The organism is Sinorhizobium chiapasense (genome assembly GCF_045277575.1).
Taxonomy (GTDB): Bacteria; Pseudomonadota; Alphaproteobacteria; order Rhizobiales; family Rhizobiaceae; genus Ensifer; species Ensifer chiapasense_A.
Genome location: NZ_CP144205.1, coordinates 2,628,901 through 2,647,094 on the forward strand (window position 1 = coordinate 2,628,901; position 18,194 = coordinate 2,647,094).

General features: G+C 63.0%; 18 protein-coding genes. 10 read left to right on the top strand and 8 right to left on the bottom strand.

Annotated elements, in window-relative coordinates; translation table 11 throughout:
- Nucleotides 1-66: 66 nt before the first annotated feature.
- Entirely contained in the window at nucleotides 67-1,521 is a 1,455-nt protein-coding gene (gene hydA, locus QM996_RS12740) for a dihydropyrimidinase (protein WP_500267799.1), read from the top strand.
- Nucleotides 1,522-1,614: 93 nt separating this feature from the next.
- Here the strand turns inward: hydA and QM996_RS12745 are convergent, their stop codons facing one another.
- A complete protein-coding gene (locus tag QM996_RS12745) occupies nucleotides 1,615-2,028 on the bottom strand; it encodes a cupin domain-containing protein (protein WP_500267800.1) in 414 nt (137 codons plus the stop codon).
- Nucleotides 2,029-2,149: 121 nt separating this feature from the next.
- Here QM996_RS12745 and QM996_RS12750 point away from each other — a divergent pair, with 121 nt between their 5' ends.
- The 9 genes from QM996_RS12750 to QM996_RS12790 all read left to right on the top strand — a co-directional run bounded on the left by QM996_RS12750 (nucleotide 2,150) and on the right by QM996_RS12790 (nucleotide 12,588).
- A complete protein-coding gene (locus tag QM996_RS12750; protein ID WP_500267801.1) occupies nucleotides 2,150-2,941 on the top strand; it encodes an ABC transporter ATP-binding protein in 792 nt (263 codons plus the stop codon).
- A complete protein-coding gene (locus tag QM996_RS12755; protein WP_500267802.1) occupies nucleotides 2,931-3,395 on the top strand; it encodes a GNAT family N-acetyltransferase in 465 nt (154 codons plus the stop codon). Before QM996_RS12750 ends, QM996_RS12755 begins: the two co-directional genes overlap by 11 nt.
- Entirely contained in the window at nucleotides 3,392-3,727 is a 336-nt protein-coding gene (locus tag QM996_RS12760) for a hypothetical protein (protein ID WP_500267803.1), read from the top strand. Before QM996_RS12755 ends, QM996_RS12760 begins: the two co-directional genes overlap by 4 nt.
- A 2-nt stretch (nucleotides 3,728-3,729) precedes the next feature.
- Nucleotides 3,730-4,614, top strand: a complete 885-nt coding sequence (locus QM996_RS12765; protein ID WP_500267804.1) for an ABC transporter permease — start codon at nucleotides 3,730-3,732, stop codon at nucleotides 4,612-4,614.
- Nucleotides 4,611-5,480 carry an ABC transporter permease gene (locus tag QM996_RS12770; protein ID WP_500267805.1) on the top strand — a complete coding sequence of 290 codons (870 nt, stop codon included), beginning with the start codon at nucleotides 4,611-4,613 and terminating at the stop codon, nucleotides 5,478-5,480. The genes QM996_RS12765 and QM996_RS12770 overlap by 4 nt, the downstream gene beginning before the upstream one ends.
- Nucleotides 5,481-5,525: 45 nt before the next feature.
- On the top strand, nucleotides 5,526-6,518 hold the full coding sequence (locus QM996_RS12775; RefSeq protein ID WP_429816596.1) for an ABC transporter substrate-binding protein: 993 nt from the start codon (nucleotides 5,526-5,528) through the stop codon (nucleotides 6,516-6,518).
- A gap of 605 nt (nucleotides 6,519-7,123) precedes the next feature.
- On the top strand, nucleotides 7,124-8,311 hold the full coding sequence (locus tag QM996_RS12780; RefSeq protein WP_500267806.1) for an efflux RND transporter periplasmic adaptor subunit: 1,188 nt from the start codon (nucleotides 7,124-7,126) through the stop codon (nucleotides 8,309-8,311).
- 14 nt (nucleotides 8,312-8,325) lie between these two features.
- Complete coding sequence (locus QM996_RS12785; RefSeq protein ID WP_500267807.1) at nucleotides 8,326-11,643, top strand: efflux RND transporter permease subunit; 3,318 nt, start codon at nucleotides 8,326-8,328, stop codon at nucleotides 11,641-11,643.
- A gap of 264 nt (nucleotides 11,644-11,907) precedes the next feature.
- Nucleotides 11,908-12,588, top strand: coding sequence for a Crp/Fnr family transcriptional regulator (locus QM996_RS12790; protein WP_173517591.1), 681 nt, complete (start codon nucleotides 11,908-11,910; stop codon nucleotides 12,586-12,588).
- Nucleotides 12,589-12,626: 38 nt separating this feature from the next.
- Here QM996_RS12790 and ureG read toward each other — a convergent pair whose 3' ends face one another.
- From ureG to ureC, 7 genes are all read right to left on the bottom strand, one after another.
- Nucleotides 12,627-13,238, bottom strand: coding sequence for an urease accessory protein UreG (gene ureG / locus QM996_RS12795; protein WP_500267808.1), 612 nt, complete (start codon nucleotides 13,236-13,238; stop codon nucleotides 12,627-12,629).
- Nucleotides 13,239-13,360: 122 nt separating this feature from the next.
- Nucleotides 13,361-14,032 (bottom strand): urease accessory protein UreF, encoded by a 672-nt coding sequence (locus QM996_RS12800; RefSeq protein ID WP_500270305.1) that lies wholly within the window; start codon nucleotides 14,030-14,032, stop codon nucleotides 13,361-13,363.
- Nucleotides 14,025-14,495 carry an urease accessory protein UreE gene (gene ureE, locus QM996_RS12805; RefSeq protein ID WP_500267809.1) on the bottom strand — a complete coding sequence of 157 codons (471 nt, stop codon included), beginning with the start codon at nucleotides 14,493-14,495 and terminating at the stop codon, nucleotides 14,025-14,027. The genes QM996_RS12800 and ureE overlap by 8 nt, the downstream gene beginning before the upstream one ends.
- 1 nt (nucleotide 14,496) lies before the next feature.
- Entirely contained in the window at nucleotides 14,497-14,793 is a 297-nt protein-coding gene (locus tag QM996_RS12810; protein WP_500267810.1) for a putative quinol monooxygenase, read from the bottom strand.
- 168 nt (nucleotides 14,794-14,961) lie between these two features.
- The gene (locus QM996_RS12815) at nucleotides 14,962-15,501 is read right to left on the bottom strand and encodes a peroxiredoxin (RefSeq protein WP_429816612.1); all 540 of its coding nucleotides are present in this window, start codon (nucleotides 15,499-15,501) and stop codon (nucleotides 14,962-14,964) included.
- Between the two features lie 288 nt (nucleotides 15,502-15,789).
- Nucleotides 15,790-16,461, bottom strand: coding sequence for a TIGR02117 family protein (locus QM996_RS12820; protein WP_500267811.1), 672 nt, complete (start codon nucleotides 16,459-16,461; stop codon nucleotides 15,790-15,792).
- A gap of 17 nt (nucleotides 16,462-16,478) precedes the next feature.
- Nucleotides 16,479-18,191, bottom strand: coding sequence for an urease subunit alpha (gene ureC / locus QM996_RS12825; RefSeq protein WP_500267812.1), 1,713 nt, complete (start codon nucleotides 18,189-18,191; stop codon nucleotides 16,479-16,481).
- Nucleotides 18,192-18,194 lie beyond the last annotated feature (3 nt).

Sequence of the window (18,194 nt, forward strand, 5' to 3'; positions counted from 1 at the left end):
AAAGTTCCGCCCTTTTTCGTGGCGGCCATGCGGCTGCCGGAAGCGCAATCGCGAGGATCAAGAACCATGAGCACTGTCATCAAGGGTGGAACCATCGTCACGGCCGACCTGACCTACAAGGCGGACATCAAGGTCGAGGGCGGCAGGATTGTCGAGATCGGGCCGAACCTCTCGGGCGACGAGACGCTGGATGCGAGCGGCTGTTATGTCATGCCTGGCGGCATCGATCCGCACACCCATCTCGAAATGCCCTTCATGGGCACCTATTCCTCCGATGATTTCGAAAGTGGGACGCGCGCGGCCCTTGCCGGCGGCACGACCATGGTGGTCGATTTCGCGCTGCCCTCGCCCAACCAGTCGCTGCTCGAAGCGCTCACCATGTGGGACAACAAGTCCACCCGCGCCAATTGCGACTATTCCTTCCACATGGCGATCACCTGGTGGAGCGAGCAGGTGTTCAACGAGATGGAGACCATCGTCAAAGACAAGGGCATCAACACTTTCAAGCACTTCATGGCCTATAAGGGCGCGCTGATGGTCGACGACGACGAGATGTTCTCGTCCTTCCAGCGCTGCGCAGCACTCGGCGCGCTGCCGCTCGTGCATGCGGAAAACGGCGACGTCGTCGCCCAGCTTCAGGCGAAGCTGCTGGCCGAAGGCAACAACGGGCCGGAGGCGCACGCCTATTCGCGGCCTGCCGAAGTCGAGGGCGAGGCCACCAACCGCGCCATCATGATCGCCGATATGGCCGGCTGCCCCGTCTACATCGTGCATACCTCCTGCGAACAGGCGCATGAAGCGATCCGCCGCGCCCGCTCCAAGGGCATGCGCGTCTTCGGCGAGCCGCTGATCCAGCACCTGACGCTTGACGAAAGCGAATATTTCAACAAGGACTGGGACCATGCGGCCCGCCGCGTGATGTCGCCGCCCTTCCGCAACAAGCTGCATCAGGATTCACTCTGGGCCGGCCTTGCCTCTGGCTCGCTGCAGGTGGTGGCGACAGACCACTGCGCCTTCACATCCGAGCAGAAGCGCTTCGGCGTCGGCGACTTTACCAAGATCCCGAACGGCACCGGCGGCCTCGAAGACCGCATGCCGATGCTCTGGACCCATGGTGTCAACACAGGCCGCATCACCATGAACGAGTTCGTGGCGGTCACCTCCACCAACATCGCCAAGATCCTCAACATCTACCCGAAGAAGGGCGCGATCCTCGTCGGCGCCGACGCCGACCTCGTCATCTGGGACCCGAAGCGCACGAAGACGATCTCCGCCAAGACGCAGCAATCGGCGATCGACTACAACGTCTTCGAGGGCAAGGAAGTGAAGGGCCTGCCGCGCTATACGCTGACCCGCGGCGTCGTCGCGATCGAGGAAGGCGCGATCAGGACCCGCGAGGGCCACGGCGAATTCGTCCGCCGCGATCCGTTCCCGGCGGTCAGCTCCGCCCTTTCCACCTGGAAGGAAGTCACTGCGCCCCGCGCCGTCCAGCGCACCGGCATTCCGGCGACCGGCGTCTGAGGCCTTATGTTTCGCGGCTTGCATTTCTTCGCGCCGCTCTGTCCCACCGGACATGTCTCGCCACGTTGGCGGGACGCTTCAGTGCGGGTCGCGTCATGTGGGCACGAGCGCATCGAGCTCGGGCAAAAGCACGAGGCTTTCCCGTTGGTTCGGATCCGTGCGTGCGATGACGGCCGAACAGGGCTCGTTCGAACGGTTCTCCGGCAGGTGCGGCAAGCCCGCCGGGATGTAGACCATCTCGCCCGCCCGCGCGATGACGTGCTCCTCCAGCCGCTCACCGAACCAGGTCCAGGCCTCGCCGGAAAGCACGTAGATCGCCGTCTCGTGGCTTTCGTGCAGATGCGCCTTGGCGCGCGCGCCGGGCGGGATCGTGACGATATGCATGCAGAGACCGGTCGCACCGACGGTCTCGGCCGCGATGCCCTCGAAATAGTTGAGCCCCTGCTGGCCTGCCGTGATGCCTTCAGGACGAACCACGCGACAGCCCGGATTGGATGATCGAGACATGAACGTTCTCCAGAATTCCCTGAAAAACCAGCAACAAACGGCTCCACACCCAAATCCGCGATTGCATGTTGCCGGTCCGGATAGCAGTCTGACACAGACCAGCCAGAATGAGTATTCGCCGATGACCTCCAATACCGCATCCGTGGTTTCGGCCCGGGACCTCTGCCTGACTTTCGAAACCGCCGATGGGCCGGTCCATGCGCTGACCGGCGTCAACCTGGACGTTGCCAAGGGCGATTTCGTTTCCTTCATCGGCCCGTCCGGCTGTGGCAAGACAACCTTCCTGAGGGTGATCGCCGATCTCGAAAGGGCGACCTCCGGCAGGATCAGCGTCAACGGCATGACACCGGAAGAAGCACGCAAGCAGCGCGCCTATGGCTACGTGTTCCAGGCGGCAGCGCTTTATCCCTGGCGCACCATCGAGAACAACATCGCGCTGCCGCTGGAGATCATGGGCTATTCGAAGGAAGAGAAGAAAGCGCGCATCGAGCGTACGCTCGAACTCGTCAATCTCTCGGGCTTCGGCAAGAAATATCCCTGGCAGCTCTCCGGCGGCATGCAGCAGCGCGCCTCGATCGCCCGGGCGCTCGCCTTCGACGCTGATCTCCTGCTGATGGACGAGCCCTTCGGCGCGCTGGACGAGATCGTGCGCGACCACCTGAACGAACAGTTGCTGAAACTCTGGGCCCGCACCGACAAGACGATCTGTTTCGTCACCCATTCGATCCCGGAGGCGGTCTATCTTTCCACCAAGATCGTGGTGATGAGCCCGCGCCCCGGCCGGGTGACCGACGTGATCGAATCGCCGCTGCCGCGCGAACGGCCGCTCGGCATCCGCGAAACGCCGGAGTTCCTGGAAATCGCCCACCGCGTTCGCGAGGGCCTGCGCGCAGGACACAGCTATGACGAATAGCATTGGCATCCGCCGGGCCGAACGGACCGACATGGCCGCCTGCGCCGGCATCCTCAACCGCTGGATCGACGCAACACCGTGGATGCCGCGCGTGCACGATCATGCCGATGTCGAGCGGTTCTACGCCGATACGGTCTTTGCCGAACGCACGGTGCTGCTGGCGGAAGATGACGGCACCATTGCCGGCTTCCTTTCGCTCTCCGCCGACAACCACGTCACTGCGCTCTATATCGATGCGTCGCATCGGGGCTCGGGCATTGGCACCCAACTGATCGAGGCCGCGAAGGCTCTGTCTCCTGACGAGCTCAGTCTCTGGACCTTCGAACACAATCGTGAAGCCCAGCGCTTCTACGAGCGCCAGGGCTTTCAGCCAGTGAGCCGCACCGACGGCGACAATGAAGAGCAATTGCCGGATATCCTCTATCGCTGGCAAGCCAGGGAGATGCAGGCATGAACCTCGCCTATGGCCTCTGGCTGCTGCTCGCAACGACGATCTTCCTCGGCGGCGCGACGGCCTCCCGCGCCTATGTCTCGAACGACCATCTCGGCATGCTCGGCCTTGCGCTCGGGCTCTACATGGTCGGCAACATCGTCATGGTGAAGCTGATGCGTGACGGCGGCCTCGGGCTTGCGATCTCGCTCTCGGCGGTGGTGCAGCTCGTGCTCGTCAACATCATCGCCTTTGCCGTCTTCGGTGAAAGACTGAGCCTCACACAGGCGGCCGGCGTCGCTCTCGGCATCGCCGCCATGGGCCTGATGATGATCCCGGCAAGCGGAAAGGCGTGACGATGCAGGAACCAAGCTTCCTCAGGGACAAACTGCTGCCGGTTGGCACCGTCATCGCGCTGCTGATCGCGCTCTGGTACGTCGCAGCCGTGTTCCTGAACGCGCCCTTCGAGCGCGACACGGCGGCACGCGCCGGCACCGAGATCAGCTTCTCCGAGATCGTGCGCAATACCATGGCGCAGGAGCGTCCGGTACTGCCGGCACCGCATCAGGTGATCGCCGAGATTTGGGACACCACCGTCAACAAGGCGATCACGTCCAAGCGCAGCCTCGTCTACCATGCTTGGATCACGCTCTCGGCGACCCTGCTCGGCTTCGGTATCGGTGCGGCGCTTGGCATTTTGCTGGCGGTCGGCATCGTGCACAACCGCGCCATGGACCGTTCGCTAATGCCCTGGGTGATCGCCAGTCAGACGATCCCGATCCTCGCCGTCGCGCCGATGATCATCGTCGTGCTCAACGCCGTCGGCATCTCCGGCCTGCTGCCGAAGGCGCTGATCTCCACCTACCTCTCCTTCTTCCCGGTCGTCGTCGGCATGGTAAAGGGGCTAAGGAGCCCGGAGACGATCCAGCTCGACCTGATGCACACCTACAACGCCTCCTCGGCGCAGACCTTCTGGAAGCTCCGCTGGCCGTCGTCGATGCCCTATCTCTTCACCTCGCTGAAGGTTGCCGTCGCCATCTCGCTGGTCGGCGCCATCGTCGGCGAGCTGCCGACCGGCGCGGTCGCCGGCCTCGGCGCCCGCCTGCTCGCCGGCTCCTATTACGGACAGACGGTGCAGATCTGGGCGGCGCTGTTCATGGCGGCAGCACTCGCCGCAATCCTCGTCATGATCGTCGGCTTCGCCCACACGGCCGTCCTGAAGCGCATGGGAGCCAAGCCATGAACCTTCCCATCCTTGCGGCCGCGATCATCTTCTGGCTCGCCGCCTGGGCCCTCAACGAATGGCTGGTGCGCCAGACCTTCCAGAACGAAGCCGCCAGGGCTGCCGCGCGCTTTGCCGTGCCGCTGATCTTCGGCGTCACCATCCTCGTCCTCTGGGAAGGCATCGTGCGCGGGTTCTCCGTGCCATCGGTGCTGCTGCCGGCGCCCTCGATGATCTGGCACAAGCTGATCAACTCGCTGCCGACGCTCGGTGCCGATTTCCGCCAGACCTTCCTGAAGGCGGTGCTGTCAGGCTATGCGCTCGGCTGTGGCCTCGGCTTCGCCGTCGCAATCCTGATCGACCGCTCGCCCTTCCTGCAGAAGGGCCTGCTGCCGCTCGGCAACTTCGTCTCCGCCCTCCCCGTCATCGGCGTGGCGCCGATCATGGTCATGTGGTTCGGCTTCGACTGGCAATCGAAGGTCGCGGTCGTCGTCATCATGACCTTCTTCCCGATGCTGGTGAACACCGTTGCCGGCCTTGCCGCCGCCAGCCACATGGAGCGCGACCTGATGCGCACCTATGCGGCGTCCTGGTGGCAGACACTCGTCAAGCTGCGCCTGCCGGCCGCCTGGCCGTTCATCTTCAATGCGCTGAAGATCAATTCGACGCTGGCGCTGATCGGCGCCATCGTCGCCGAGTTCTTCGGGACCCCCATCGTCGGCATGGGGTTCCGGATTTCCACGGAAGTGGGACGCATGAATGTCGACATGGTCTGGGCCGAGATCGCCGTTGCGGCTGTCGCTGGCTCCGTCTTCTACGGGGTGGTCGCGCTCATCGAGCGTGCCGTCACCTTCTGGCATCCTTCCATCCGCGGGGGGCGCGCCTGAAAAAACTACCTTAAGAAAATGAAGCAAAAACAAGAGGGAACTGACATGAACAAGAGACTTGCATCGCTTCTCGCCGCAGGCGTCTTTTCGCTCGCAGCCTTCCAGGCCGAGGCCGCCGACAAGGTGACGCTGCAGTTGAAATGGGTGACGCAGGCGCAATTTGCCGGCTACTACGTCGCCAAGGACAAAGGCTTCTACGAGGAGGAAGGCCTTGACGTCGACATCAAGCCCGGTGGTCCTGATATCGCACCGGCACAGGTGATCGCCGGCGGCGGCGCCGATGTGATCGTCGACTGGATGCCCTCGGCGCTTGCCACCCGCGAAAAGGGTGTGCCGCTCGTCAATATCGCCCAGCCATTCAAGAAGTCGGGCATGATGCTGACATGCCTCAAGGAAACCGGCGTCACCAGCCCTGACAAGTTCAAGGGGCAGACCCTCGGCGTCTGGTTCTTCGGCAACGAGTATCCGTTCCTCTCCTGGATGTCGCACCTGAAGATCCCGACCGACGGCGGCCCGAACGGGGTCACCGTCCTGAAGCAGGGCTTCAACGTCGACCCGCTGATCCAGAAGCAGGCTGCCTGCATCTCGACCATGACGTACAACGAATATTGGCAGGTCATCGATGCCGGTATCAAGCCGGACGACCTGGTCACTTTCAAGTACGAAGACCAGGGCGTCGCAACGCTCGAAGACGGCCTCTACGTGCTCGAAGACAAGCTCAAGGATGCCGCCTTCAAGGAGAAGATGGTCAAGTTCGTGCGCGCCTCGATGAAGGGCTGGAAGTATGCCGAGGAGAATCCAGACGAAGCTGCGGATATCGTTCTCGAAAACGACTCCACCGGAGCGCAGACGGAAAAGCACCAGAAGCGCATGATGGGCGAAGTGGCGAAACTGACTTCGGGCTCCAACGGCGCGCTCGACGAGGCCGACTACAAGCGCACGGTGCAGTCGCTGCTTGCCGGCGGTTCCGATCCAGTGATCTCCAAGGAGCCGGAAGGCGCCTGGACGCATGAGATCACCGATGCCGCACTGAAGTAGGCGATCACCAAAACGTCAGAAGAGGGTCGCACGATCGTGCGGCCCTCTTCCGTTTCTGCAGCGCCGCGCGTCTTCTCAGACGCACAAAGGTCGCTGCTGCATGTTCTTATCCTTAGATCGGTCAGGATTTAAGGAAACATGCAGCGGGCGGCCGTTCGCATCCGCCATGTTGCCGCCGGATACCGGGCGTGGGGGTGGTAATCCGGCTGACAACGGCGCTACCCTTGCTTGCCATTGTCAAGATCGTGTCAAGATCGCAACCATAACCGCAGAACAAGTTGAATATTGAGGCACCATCGCTTCGTGCGCTCTTGTAAGCGTCAAGAGCCGAGATTACATAGGCCCCGATGTTTGTTGGAGGCAGGCATGGCGGAGGACATTCTTTTCCCGATGCATTGCCTGCGGTAACCGGTCCCAGTTCCGCCGGCGTCTACGGTCTGATACCGTGCACGCGGAGCGCGAAATGAGGAAAAGCGCAGTCTCCTGTCCCCGCGCGATCAGCCGGGGCGCGATGTCCGCGTGATAAAATCGCCTGATTGCCCGTGGATCCTGCCTCGAGCTGTGATCCGCTCAAAGTTGTTTTCATTGCCGGGACTATGAAGCCGATGGCTCAAAAAATACTGCCTATTCTCAGCGTGTGCGCTGCGATGACCTTTGGTCCGCTTTCCATTGCCGGGGCGCAGGACGCGACAGAAGCGAAGCCGACACAAAACCTCCCATCCATCGTCGTGACCTCGGCGGTCGACCAGTCGATCAGCGACCGCGTGGTTGCGACCGGCACCATCCAGGCTGTCGAGCAGGTCTATGTCGCGCCGATGGTCGACGGTCTCTCCATCCGCACACTCAATGTCGATGTCGGCGACGAGGTCGAAGCCGGCAGCGTGCTCGTGGTCCTGAACGACGACGCGCTTCGCCTGCAAAAAAGCGAACTCGAAGCCGCTCTTGCCAAGGCGGAAGCCGGGCTTGCACAGCTGAACGCACAGCTCAGCGAAACCAGGGCGAACGCGGACGAGGCCAAGCGAGTCAGCGACCGCGCCGCCGAACTCTCCAAGAACGGCACCGTTTCGACGGCCGAGGCCGATCGCGTCCGAGCCCTCGCGATCGCGACGCAGGCACGCGTCCTTTCCGCCGAGCAGGCGGTCGCAGTGGCCAATGCCGACATCAAGGTGGCCGAAGCGCAGATCGACGACATCGACCTTCGCCTCGCCCGTACCGAGGTCAAGGCGCCTGTCGCCGGCGTGATCTCCGCCAAGAACGCCAAGGTCGGCGCGATCGCCACCGGCAATGGCGAGCCGCTCTTCGCCATGATCCGCGATGGCGCGATCGAGATGAAGGCCGACGTCGCCGAAGCCGATATCATCAAGCTCGCTGTCGGCCAGCCGGCAACCGTGACGCTCGCCGGCGGCAACACCAAGGTCGAGGGTACGATCCGCCTGATCGCGCCGACCGTCGATCCCGTCAGCCGCCTCGGAACCGTCTTCATCAGCCTGACGGCCACCGAGAAGGCACGCGCCGGCATGTATGCGAGCGCGCTGATCACCGCCGAACAGAAGCAGGCAGTGGTCCTGCCGCAAACGGCCGTTACCAATGAGAACGGCCGCACGATCGTCCGCAAGGTCGAAAACGGCGTCATCCGCATCCTGCCCGTCAAGACAGGGATTTCCGACGGCAAGTTCATCGAAGTCCTCGAAGGCCTGAAAGCCGGCGAGGAAGTGGTGGCGAGGGCCGGAGCCTATGTCCGCGACGGCGACCGCATCAACCCCGTCAAGTCCGCTGTATCAGCGACCAACTGACAGGAACCGTGACCATGAACTTCTCAGCCTGGTCCATACGCAATCCGATCGCGCCGATCCTTGCCTTCGTCGTTCTGATGGTGCTCGGCTATCAGTCCTTCGAATCGCTGCCGATCACCCGCTTCCCCAATATCGACGTGCCGATCGTCTCGATCAACGTGACGCAGAGCGGCGCATCACCGGCCGAGCTCGAAACGCAGGTCACCAAGGAAATCGAGGACGCCGTCGCGAGCGTCACCGGCGTCGACCACATCGAGTCGACGATCAACGACGGCACGTCGACGACCGCCGTCATCTTCCGCATGGAAGTGCCGACGACCCAGGCGGTGCAGGACGTCAAGGACGCAATCGACCGCATCCGCAGCGATCTCCCCACCTCGATCGAAGAACCGATCGTCTCCAAGGTCGACGTCGAAGGCCAGGCGATCCAGACCTTCTCCGTCTCCGCGCCCGGCATGTCGCTGGAAGAGCTCTCCTGGTTCGTCGATGATGTCATCAAGCGCGAAATCCAGGGCAAGAAGGGCATCGGCCGTGTCGACCGCTATGGCGGCGCCGACCGCGAGGTTCGGATCGAACTCAACGACGACAAGCTGAATTCGCTCGGCATCACCGCCGCCGACGTCAACGGCCAGCTTCGCCGCATGAACATGGACCTCGGCTCTGGCCGCGGCCAGGTCGGCGGCAGCGAGCAGGCGATCCGCACCCTCGGCGACACCCGCAATGTCAACCAGCTCGCCAACACGATGATCTCGGTGCCGAGCGGCCGCTTCGTGCGCCTCTCCGATCTCGGCACGGTCACCGACACCTATGAGGAGCCGCGCTCCTTCTCACGCTTCAACGGCAATCCCGGCGTGACCTTCGCGGTCTTCCGCGCCAAGGGCGCCAGCGAGGTCAGCGTCGCCGAGACGGTCGCCAAGTCGCTGGAAAAGATCCGTGCGGCGAACCCCGACGTCACCATCGAGATGGTCGACGATTCCGTCTACTTCACCTACGGCAACTACGAAGCGGCGCTGCACACGCTGATGGAAGGCGCGCTGCTCGCCGTCATCGTCGTCATGCTCTTTCTGCGCAACTGGCGCGCCACGCTGATCTCGGCCGTCGCACTGCCGCTGTCGGCGATCCCGACCTTCTGGGTCATGGACCTGCTCGGCTTCTCGCTGAACCTCGTCAGCTTCCTCGCGATGACGCTCGCGACCGGTATCCTCGTCGACGACGCGATCGTCGAGATCGAGAACATCGAGCGGCACATCCATATGGGCAAGTCGCCCTATCGGGCCGCGATCGAGGCGGCGGATGAGATCGGCCTGGCGGTTATCGCGACGACCTTCACGATCATCGCGGTCTTCGTGCCCGTGTCCTTCATGCCGGGCATTCCCGGCCAATACTTCATCCAGTTCGGTCTGACGGTTGCCGTCGCAGTGTTCTTCTCGCTGCTCGTCGCCCGCCTGATCACGCCTGTCATGGCCGCCTATCTGATGCGTTCTTCGGATGCGGGCGCCGACCACCACAGCAAAGACGGCTTCATGATGCGCAACTACACGCGCCTCGTGCAGGTCACGACCAAACATTGGTACACGCGTTACCTGACGCTGCTTGCCGCAATCGCCTTCTCGGTCGGCTCCGTCTTTGCGCTGATCCTCTATGTGCCCGGCAGCTTCCTGCCGCCGGAGGACGCCTCGCGCGTCAGCCTGTCGATCGAGCTGCCGCCGGACGCCATGCTCGAGGACACCGACCGGACCACCACGGAGATCTACAATCGGATCAAGGGTATCGATGGGGTCGACAATATTTTCGTCCTCGGCGGTGCCTCGCCGAAGGGCGATCTGGAGCTGCGCCGCGCCACCGTCACGGTGCTTCTGAAAAAGCTCGACCATTCGCTCTTGAACAAGGTCGTCAACGACGTTATCGGCCGCACGCCGCTGATCGGCCCTTACCTGCCGAAGATGGCCCCGGCCGGCCGCATCGTCCCGCAGTCGGAGATCGAGAAGGAAATCTTCGCCCGCGTTCGTGACATACCGGACGTGCGGGTCATCAAGCTCAACGACCGCGGCCAGCGCGACCTTGCGTTCAACCTGCTCTCCAACAACGAGGCCGATCTCGACCAGGGCGTCGCGATCCTGGAAGCGAAGCTGCGCAGCGATCCGCTGCTCGCCAATGTCAGCCCGGATGGGGCGCTCCCCCGTCCGGAACTGCAGATCCGCCCGCGTGACGAACAGATGTCGCGCCTCGGCATCACCACGGCGCAAATCTCGGAGGTCATCCGCGTCGCCACCATCGGCGATATCGACGCGGCACTCACCAAGATCGCACTCGACGGGCGGCTGATCCCGATCCGCGTGCAGATCAACCGCGATTTCCGCACCGATATCGCGGCGATCCGCAACCTCAAGATCACGACGGCAGCGGGTGCCACCGTGCCGCTGTCGAGCGTTGCCGACATCAACTATTCGGAAGGCCCGAGCTCGATCAAGCGCTACGACCGCAACCGCGTCGTCTCGCTCGGCGCGGACCTGCCGGTCGGCGTCGCGCTCAACACCGCCTCGGACCGCTTCAAGCAGATCGCCGGTCAGGCCGAGCTGCCCAAGTCCGTGCAGTTCCTCGAAAGCGGCGATGCCGAGGTCCAGGCGGAGATGCAGCAGAGCTTCGGCAATGCCATGCTGCTTGGCCTGATGCTGGTGCTGGTGGTGCTGATCCTGCTCTTCAAGGACGTGATCCAGCCGTTCACCATCCTGTTCTCGCTGCCGCTTGCCATCGGCGGCGTCGCCGCCGCTCTGATCCTGACGCAGAACGCGCTGTCGATGCCGGTGCTGATCGGTATCCTGATGCTGATGGGCATCGTCACCAAGAACGCGATCCTGCTCGTCGACTTCGGCATCGAGATGATGCACCACGGCATGGACCGTCAGGTCGCGATGATCGAGGCCGGCCGCAAGCGCGCCCGCCCGATCATCATGACCTCGATCGCCATGTCGGCGGGCATGCTGCCCTCCGCGCTCGGCGTCGGCGAAGGCGGCTCGTTCCGCGCCCCGATGGCAATTGCCGTGATCGGCGGCATCATCGTCTCGACGGTGCTGAGCCTTGTGATCGTCCCGTCGTTCTTCCTGATCATGGACGACCTCTCGCGGCTGCTCGCCCGCATCTTCGGCCGTTTCGTCGGCCAGAAGGACGAGGAGAACCTGCCGCTCGATCGCGAAGCTTTGACCGGCCTCGTTCAGGAACAGGGCAAGACGATCGAAGGCCTGGAAGATCGGCTGAAGACGCTGGAGTCGGACCAGACCAAGGGGCGTACCGGCGGCAAGGTCATCAACCATCCGGCGCTCGCCGCCGAATAGGCTACTGCATGTTTCCTGAAATCGACCTCGATTTAAGGACAAAGACATGCAGCAAATCAAAGTGCTACAGCGACCTCTGCGCGTCTCATAAGACGCGCGGCGCTGTAGTGGCCGAAGCGGCGCTTCACCCGCAACTGTCACAATCCAAGTACAAGCCCGCGCCCTGCAAGCGCGGGCTTTTTGTTGATTTTATTTGATCGAGGTCAAACCGCCTTCCGCCAAGCTTTATTACCTTGCATCTGGATCTTGCTCAGGACGGGTGTGATGAAGACGTTGCGATTGAACTCGAACGATAGGGCGGTGCTGCTCGGTTCTTGCTTCTTCGAGAAGCTGCCCTTGGCGGCAACGAACGCAATTCTGGACGATGTGGTCGTGTCCACCCACGAAGAGCACGACATCCTCTTTGGCCATGGCGAGCCGCTCGATCACGTCTTCTTCGTTCTTTCCGGCCTGGTCCGTCTCTACCGGCTGGGCAAGGACGGACGCGAGGCGGATATCGCCGTGTTTCCGAAAGGTGAGCTTTTCGGCGAAAGCGCCATGTTCCTCGGGAACCGTGCCACCGCCAACGCCCAGACGATCGAGACGACGATGCTTGCGCGGATCGACAGCCGCAAGCTGCGCAAGCTTGCCGAGCAGACACCTGAAATCGCCGACGCGCTGATGCAGCTTCTCTGCCGGCACGCGCAGATGGCCGAGGATTGCCTGGCCGAAGACCGGCTGCTCACGGCGCCACAGCGGGTGGCAAGCTATATTCTCGGCAACTGCCCCGACGGCATCACGAACTTCTCCTTCCGCCTTCCCTTCCAGAAAAATGTGCTGGCCGGCAAGCTGGGCCTGGCGCCGGAAGCGCTGTCGCGCGCTTTCTCGGCACTTCGCCGCTCGGGCGTCACGGTCAAGGGCCGCGTCATCGAAATCCACGACCGGCAGGCGCTCGAACGCTTCTGACACGCCGACAGGGTTTGGCTGTCAGTAGCCTGGGAGCGTCACAGCCCGCCGTGCAGCGCCAGGAAATCGACGATCCGGTTGACGCCGTCGCCGCGTTTCATGTCGGTGAAGACGAAGGGCTTTTCCGCCCGCATCCGCGTCGCATCCCGCTGCATGACGTCGAGATCGGCCCCGACATAGGGAGCGAGATCCTTCTTGTTGATGACGAGCAGATCCGATTTGGTGATGCCCGGCCCGCCCTTGCGCGGGATCTCCTCACCCTGGCAGACCGAGATGACATAGATCGTCAAGTCGGCAAGATCAGGCGAAAAGGTCGCCGCGAGATTGTCGCCGCCGGATTCGATGAAGACGACGTCGAGATCGGGTATGCGCCGGTTGAGATCAGCGATTGCCTGCAGATTGATCGTCGCGTCCTCGCGGATCGCCGTATGCGGGCAGCCCCCGGTTTCCACGCCGACGATGCGCTCGGACGGCAGCGCCTGCATGCGCACCAGGGCCTCTGCGTCTTCCTTGGTATAGATGTCGTTGGTGACGACGGCGACGGAGTACCTCTCCCGCATCGCCTTGCAGAGCTTGTCGGTCAGCGCCGTCTTGCCCGAGCCCACCGGCCCGCCGATGCCGACGCGAAGGGGACCGTTCTTCGATGCCATCTCAATGTCCTTTCAAGGCGATCTCTTCCTAGAGCAATTCCAGGAAAAGTGTGAAACGGTTTTCCGTCCGGAATTGCGTAATTTCAAAAGGTTAGATCATTTCACTGAAACGGTGAAATGATCTAAGAACGGAAGAGCCGCGAATGCAGGGTTTCGTGTCTCAATGTCGAAATATCGGCCATGATCGTGGCTGAGCCAAGGTCGTCCAGCGAGGCGGTTGCGGCTTTGCTTGCCGTCGCCGCGATGACCGGCTCGAGCGCTGCGATGACACCGACGCCATCGCGCTGGCCGGTAACGCCGCAGCGGATCGCCACCGATACGGCGTTTGAAACGGAAGCGTTGAGAAAGGCGGCAAGCGCCGGCTCGAGACCGGTCTGATGGCCACCGGCAACGGCACCGACGGCCACGGGATAGGCGACAGTCTCGCTGAGTGCATCGAAGACCGGGTGCGGCCACGACCGCGCAGCCGCCAGAAACGCCTGGCCCTGCAGCATGGTTTCGGCATGCCGCTCGTGACTTCCCGCCAGGGCTTCGGCAAGTCCCGCGGCCGCAGCCAGCCGAGCAGCATCACCGGAGGCTCGATAGCTTTCGGCAAGAAGCAGAGCATCGTTCCAGCCGGAACCGTGGCAGATGACCGTCTCCAGCCAGGAGCGAAGCTCCGCCGCATCCGTGACCAAACGATCATGAATCACCTGTTCGAGCCCGCTGGAATAGGAGAAAGCGCCGACCGGGAAGGCCGGCGACAGCCAGGTCGCAAGCCGCAGCAGCGCCTGCGTATCGGCCCGTTCAGCCATGGTGATGGCCGTGGCCATGGTTGTGACCGCCGGCGTGGTAGGCGCCGCGCAGCGGCTGGAAGGGTTCCAAAACCTCGCTCACCTCCGCGCCCAAACCTTCGAGCATCTGGCGGATGACCGGATCGCGGATAATCAGGATGCGTTTCGCCTCGATCTGCGCCGGCAGGTGGCGATTGCCGAGATGCCAGGCGAGCTCGATCAGATGCAGCGGGTCGCGCGGGCGGATTTCGTAAAGCGCCTCCGGTGCGGCAACGATCCGGATATAGCCGCCACCGTCGAGCACGAGGAGATCGCCATCGGCCAGCATCACCGGCTCCCGGAGGTCCAGCATCACCACGTCGTCGTTTTCGAGATGCAGGAGCTTGCGCCGCAGGTGCCGCGCGTCGTGCGCCAGCGTCACGCTGTGGAGCGGCGTCTTGTCGCCCGGTCCCGGCGAGAGAACTTCAGTCGAGCGATACGGCATCTCAGAGCACCTCGACCTTTTCCGGCGTCACGAGCTCGATGCGCGCCTCGACCAGCAGGTCCGCCATCGCCGCCTGGAAGGCTTTCAGATGCGGCTCCTCGAAATGCGCATCGACGGCCGCCTTGCTCTGCCAGGTCTCGACGAACACCAGGGCATCGGGGTCGGCCGGCTTGCGGTAAAAGTCATAGGTGATGCAGCCGGCCTCGCGCCGCGTGGCCTCGATCAGCGGTGCTGCCAGCGACACGACCTCATCTCCCTTACCTGGATGCGCGGTCAGGTAAGCAATAACGTAAACCATTGAGCCCTCGATATCTTTTCTATCCGCCAGTCTAGCAAGAAAAAACCTCGACGCCAGTCGCAGAGCCGCTTTTTCAAAGGTTTGCCGCGCCCGCATCGAGCAAGAAAAGCCCGAAGACCGGATCCGATCTTCGGGCTTTCTCAAATCAGGAACGGCACGTCCTTGCCATCAGGCAGCAAGCTTCTGTGACTTCAGCGTCTCCAGAATGTTCTGCGGCGAGGAAACGCCATAGGGGTCGCTGTCGCAATTGTCGGAGTAGCCTTCTTCCTCGAACCACTGCTCGACGACGCCGTTGTTGACGACGGCGGCGTAGCGCCAGGAGCGCATGCCGAATCCGAGATTGTCCTTGGCGACCAGCATGCCCATCTTGCGGGTGAATTCACCCGAACCATCCGGGATCAGCTTGACGTTTTCGAGGTTCTGGGACTTGCCCCAGGCATTCATGACGAAGGCGTCGTTGACCGAGATGCAGTAGATCTCGTCGATGCCTTCAGCGCGGAAATCGGCGGTCAGCTTTTCGAAGTCCGGGAGCTGATAGGTCGAGCAGGTTGGCGTGAAGGCGCCCGGCAGCGAAAACAGCACGACGCGCTTGCCGGCGAAGTAATCGTCGGTGGACACGTCCTCCCAGCGGAACGGGTTGGGGCCGCCAACGGCTTCGTCGCGAACGCGGGTGCGGAACGTTACAGCGGGTACTTTTCTGCCAAGCATCGTCATCTCCTTCAGATCACGATGATTTGGGTCGGATTGACCCAATCATGAACGTGATCGCTTCTCATAAGTCAGAGCGGGATGGGGGCGGAAAACCGCAAGCACGTTTCCTCATCCCGCTCCAGCGGCTCTCGGTCGGCAGGTCTTGGGAGGATTGCTGGCAACCGAGAAAAGGTTAGCCGCTTTCCTATCCGATCTTGCGCTGCGGCGCAGCACGAAACGCCCCGATTCACATGCGGGCATGGCAGCCATGCAAGAGCCGCATGGCTTCCGTTCGGCCCACGCGCCTCAATTGTGGATGCGCAACGACAGTCCGAGGCTCGGCGGGACCGGGTTCCACAAGCCTGTTCTCAAGCCTGCTTCGCGCAGTGCCCGCGCCGTCCAGGTGTTGCAGCCGAAAAGCGCATTGAAACTGCCCTCCGCTTCGAAGAAGCGGTCGTTGCCATTGTAGGAAAAGCCATCGATCGGAACGACCGTCCCGGCGTCACGCGTAAAGCTCTCGGCAATGAAAGCAAGCAGCCGCTCATAACCCGCCGCGTCCAGTTCGAAGCCGGCGACGGACGGTTGCGGTTCGGCGATCCGTCCGGCGACATCCACATGCATCACCGAGCGGTCGAGCGTCAGCGCCTTGAAGACAGGCACGGCTTTCAGCTCCGACCAGGTCGGCGTTTCCAGATAGAAGGAACGCCCGCCCCAGCCGAAGACCAGCCATTGTGCCTGCGGATGGCCAATCGGTACGCCGGCCGGCTCGATGAACCCGAACCGGGCCCTCGTTTCCTCCGTCAATGGCACTGCGATATCCGTGTGGATCGGTCCTGAGAGCACGAGGATGCGCGCGCCCCCCGCGCGCGCCGCGGCGGCGGACGCCGGCAAAAGCGGCCGCGGCAGGAGCGTTCCGAGAACGACCGCCAGCACCGCCGCCAGCAGGCCGAAGAAAGCCCATTTCAGGCCGCGCTTCATGCTCGGTTCTTGCTCGCTCAGAACAGGAAGTAGCGCTGCGCCATCGGCACGATCGTCGCCGGCTCACAGGTCAGCAACTCGCCGTCGGCGCGCACTTCATAGGTCTCCGGATCGACCTCGATATGCGGCGTCAGGCTATTATGGATCATCGACGCCTTGCCGATGCCGCCGCGGGTGTTCCTGACGGCCACGAGCTGCTTGGCGACGCCGAGCTTGGCGGCAAGCCCGGCATCCAGCGAAGCCTGCGACACGAAGGTGACGGAGGAGCTCGTGCGGTTCTTGCCGTAAGCGGCAAACATCGGCCGGTAGTGCACCGGCTGCGGTGTCGGGATGGAGGCGTTCGGGTCCCCCATCGGCGCCATGGCGATCGAACCGCCAAGCAGCACGAAGTCCGGCTTCACGCCGAAGAAGGCCGGGTTCCAGATGACGAGATCGGCGCGCTTGCCAACTTCCAGCGAGCCGATCTCATGGCTGAGACCGTGGGCGATCGCCGGGTTGATCGTGTATTTGGCGATGTAGCGCTTCACCCGGAAATTGTCGTTGTCACCGGTTTCCTGCGGCAACGGCCCGCGCTGGCGCTTCATCTTGTCGGCGGTCTGCCAGGTGCGGATCGCCACCTCGCCGACGCGGCCCATCGCCTGGCTGTCGGAGGAGATGATCGAGAAGGCGCCGATGTCGTGCAGGATGTCCTCGGCCGCGATCGTCTCCTTGCGGATACGGCTTTCGGCAAAGGCGATGTCTTCCGGGATCGACGGCGACAGGTGATGGCAGACCATCAACATGTCCAGATGCTCGGCCAGCGTATTCTTCGTGTAAGGCCGCGTCGGGTTGGTCGAGGACGGGATGACGTTCGGCTGGCCGCAAATCTTGATGATATCGGGCGCGTGGCCGCCGCCGGCGCCTTCCGTGTGGAAGGCATGGATGGTGCGGCCCTTGATCGCCGCGATCGTATCCTCGACGAAACCGCTCTCGTTCAGCGTATCGGTGTGGATCATCACCTGCACGTCGTATTCGTCCGCCACACCCAGGCAGCAATCGATCGCCGCCGGCGTCGAACCCCAGTCCTCGTGCAGCTTCAGCGAGGTGGCACCGGCGAGCACCATTTCAACCAATGCGCCCGGCTGCGAGGCATTACCCTTGCCGGCAAAGGCGATGTTCATCGGGAAGCCATCGGCCGCTTCGATCATGCGGGCAAGATGCCAGGGGCCGGACGTGCAGGTGGTGGCAAGCGTGCCATGCCCCGGCCCGGCGCCGCCGCCCAGCATGCAGGTAAGCCCGCTGACCAGGGCCTCCTCGATCTGCTGTGGGCAGATGAAGTGGATGTGGCTGTCCATGCCGCCGGCGGTGACGATCTTGCCTTCGCCCGCAATCACCTCCGTCCCGGGACCGACGATGATGGTCACGCCCGGCTGGGTATCCGGGTTACCGGCCTTGCCGATCCCGGCGATCCGCCCGTCCTTAAGGCCGATATCGGCCTTGACGATGCCCCAATGGTCGACGATCAGCGCATTGGTGATCACCGTGTCGACGGCGCCATCGGCACGCGTCACCTGGCTCTGCCCCATGCCGTCGCGAATGACCTTGCCGCCACCGAACTTCACCTCCTCGCCATAGGTGGTGAAGTCCTTCTCGACCTCGATGAAGAGTTCGGTGTCCGCAAGCCGCACCTTGTCACCGACCGTCGGACCGAACATGTTGGCATAGGCCGCGCGCGACATCTTGTAGGGCATGGT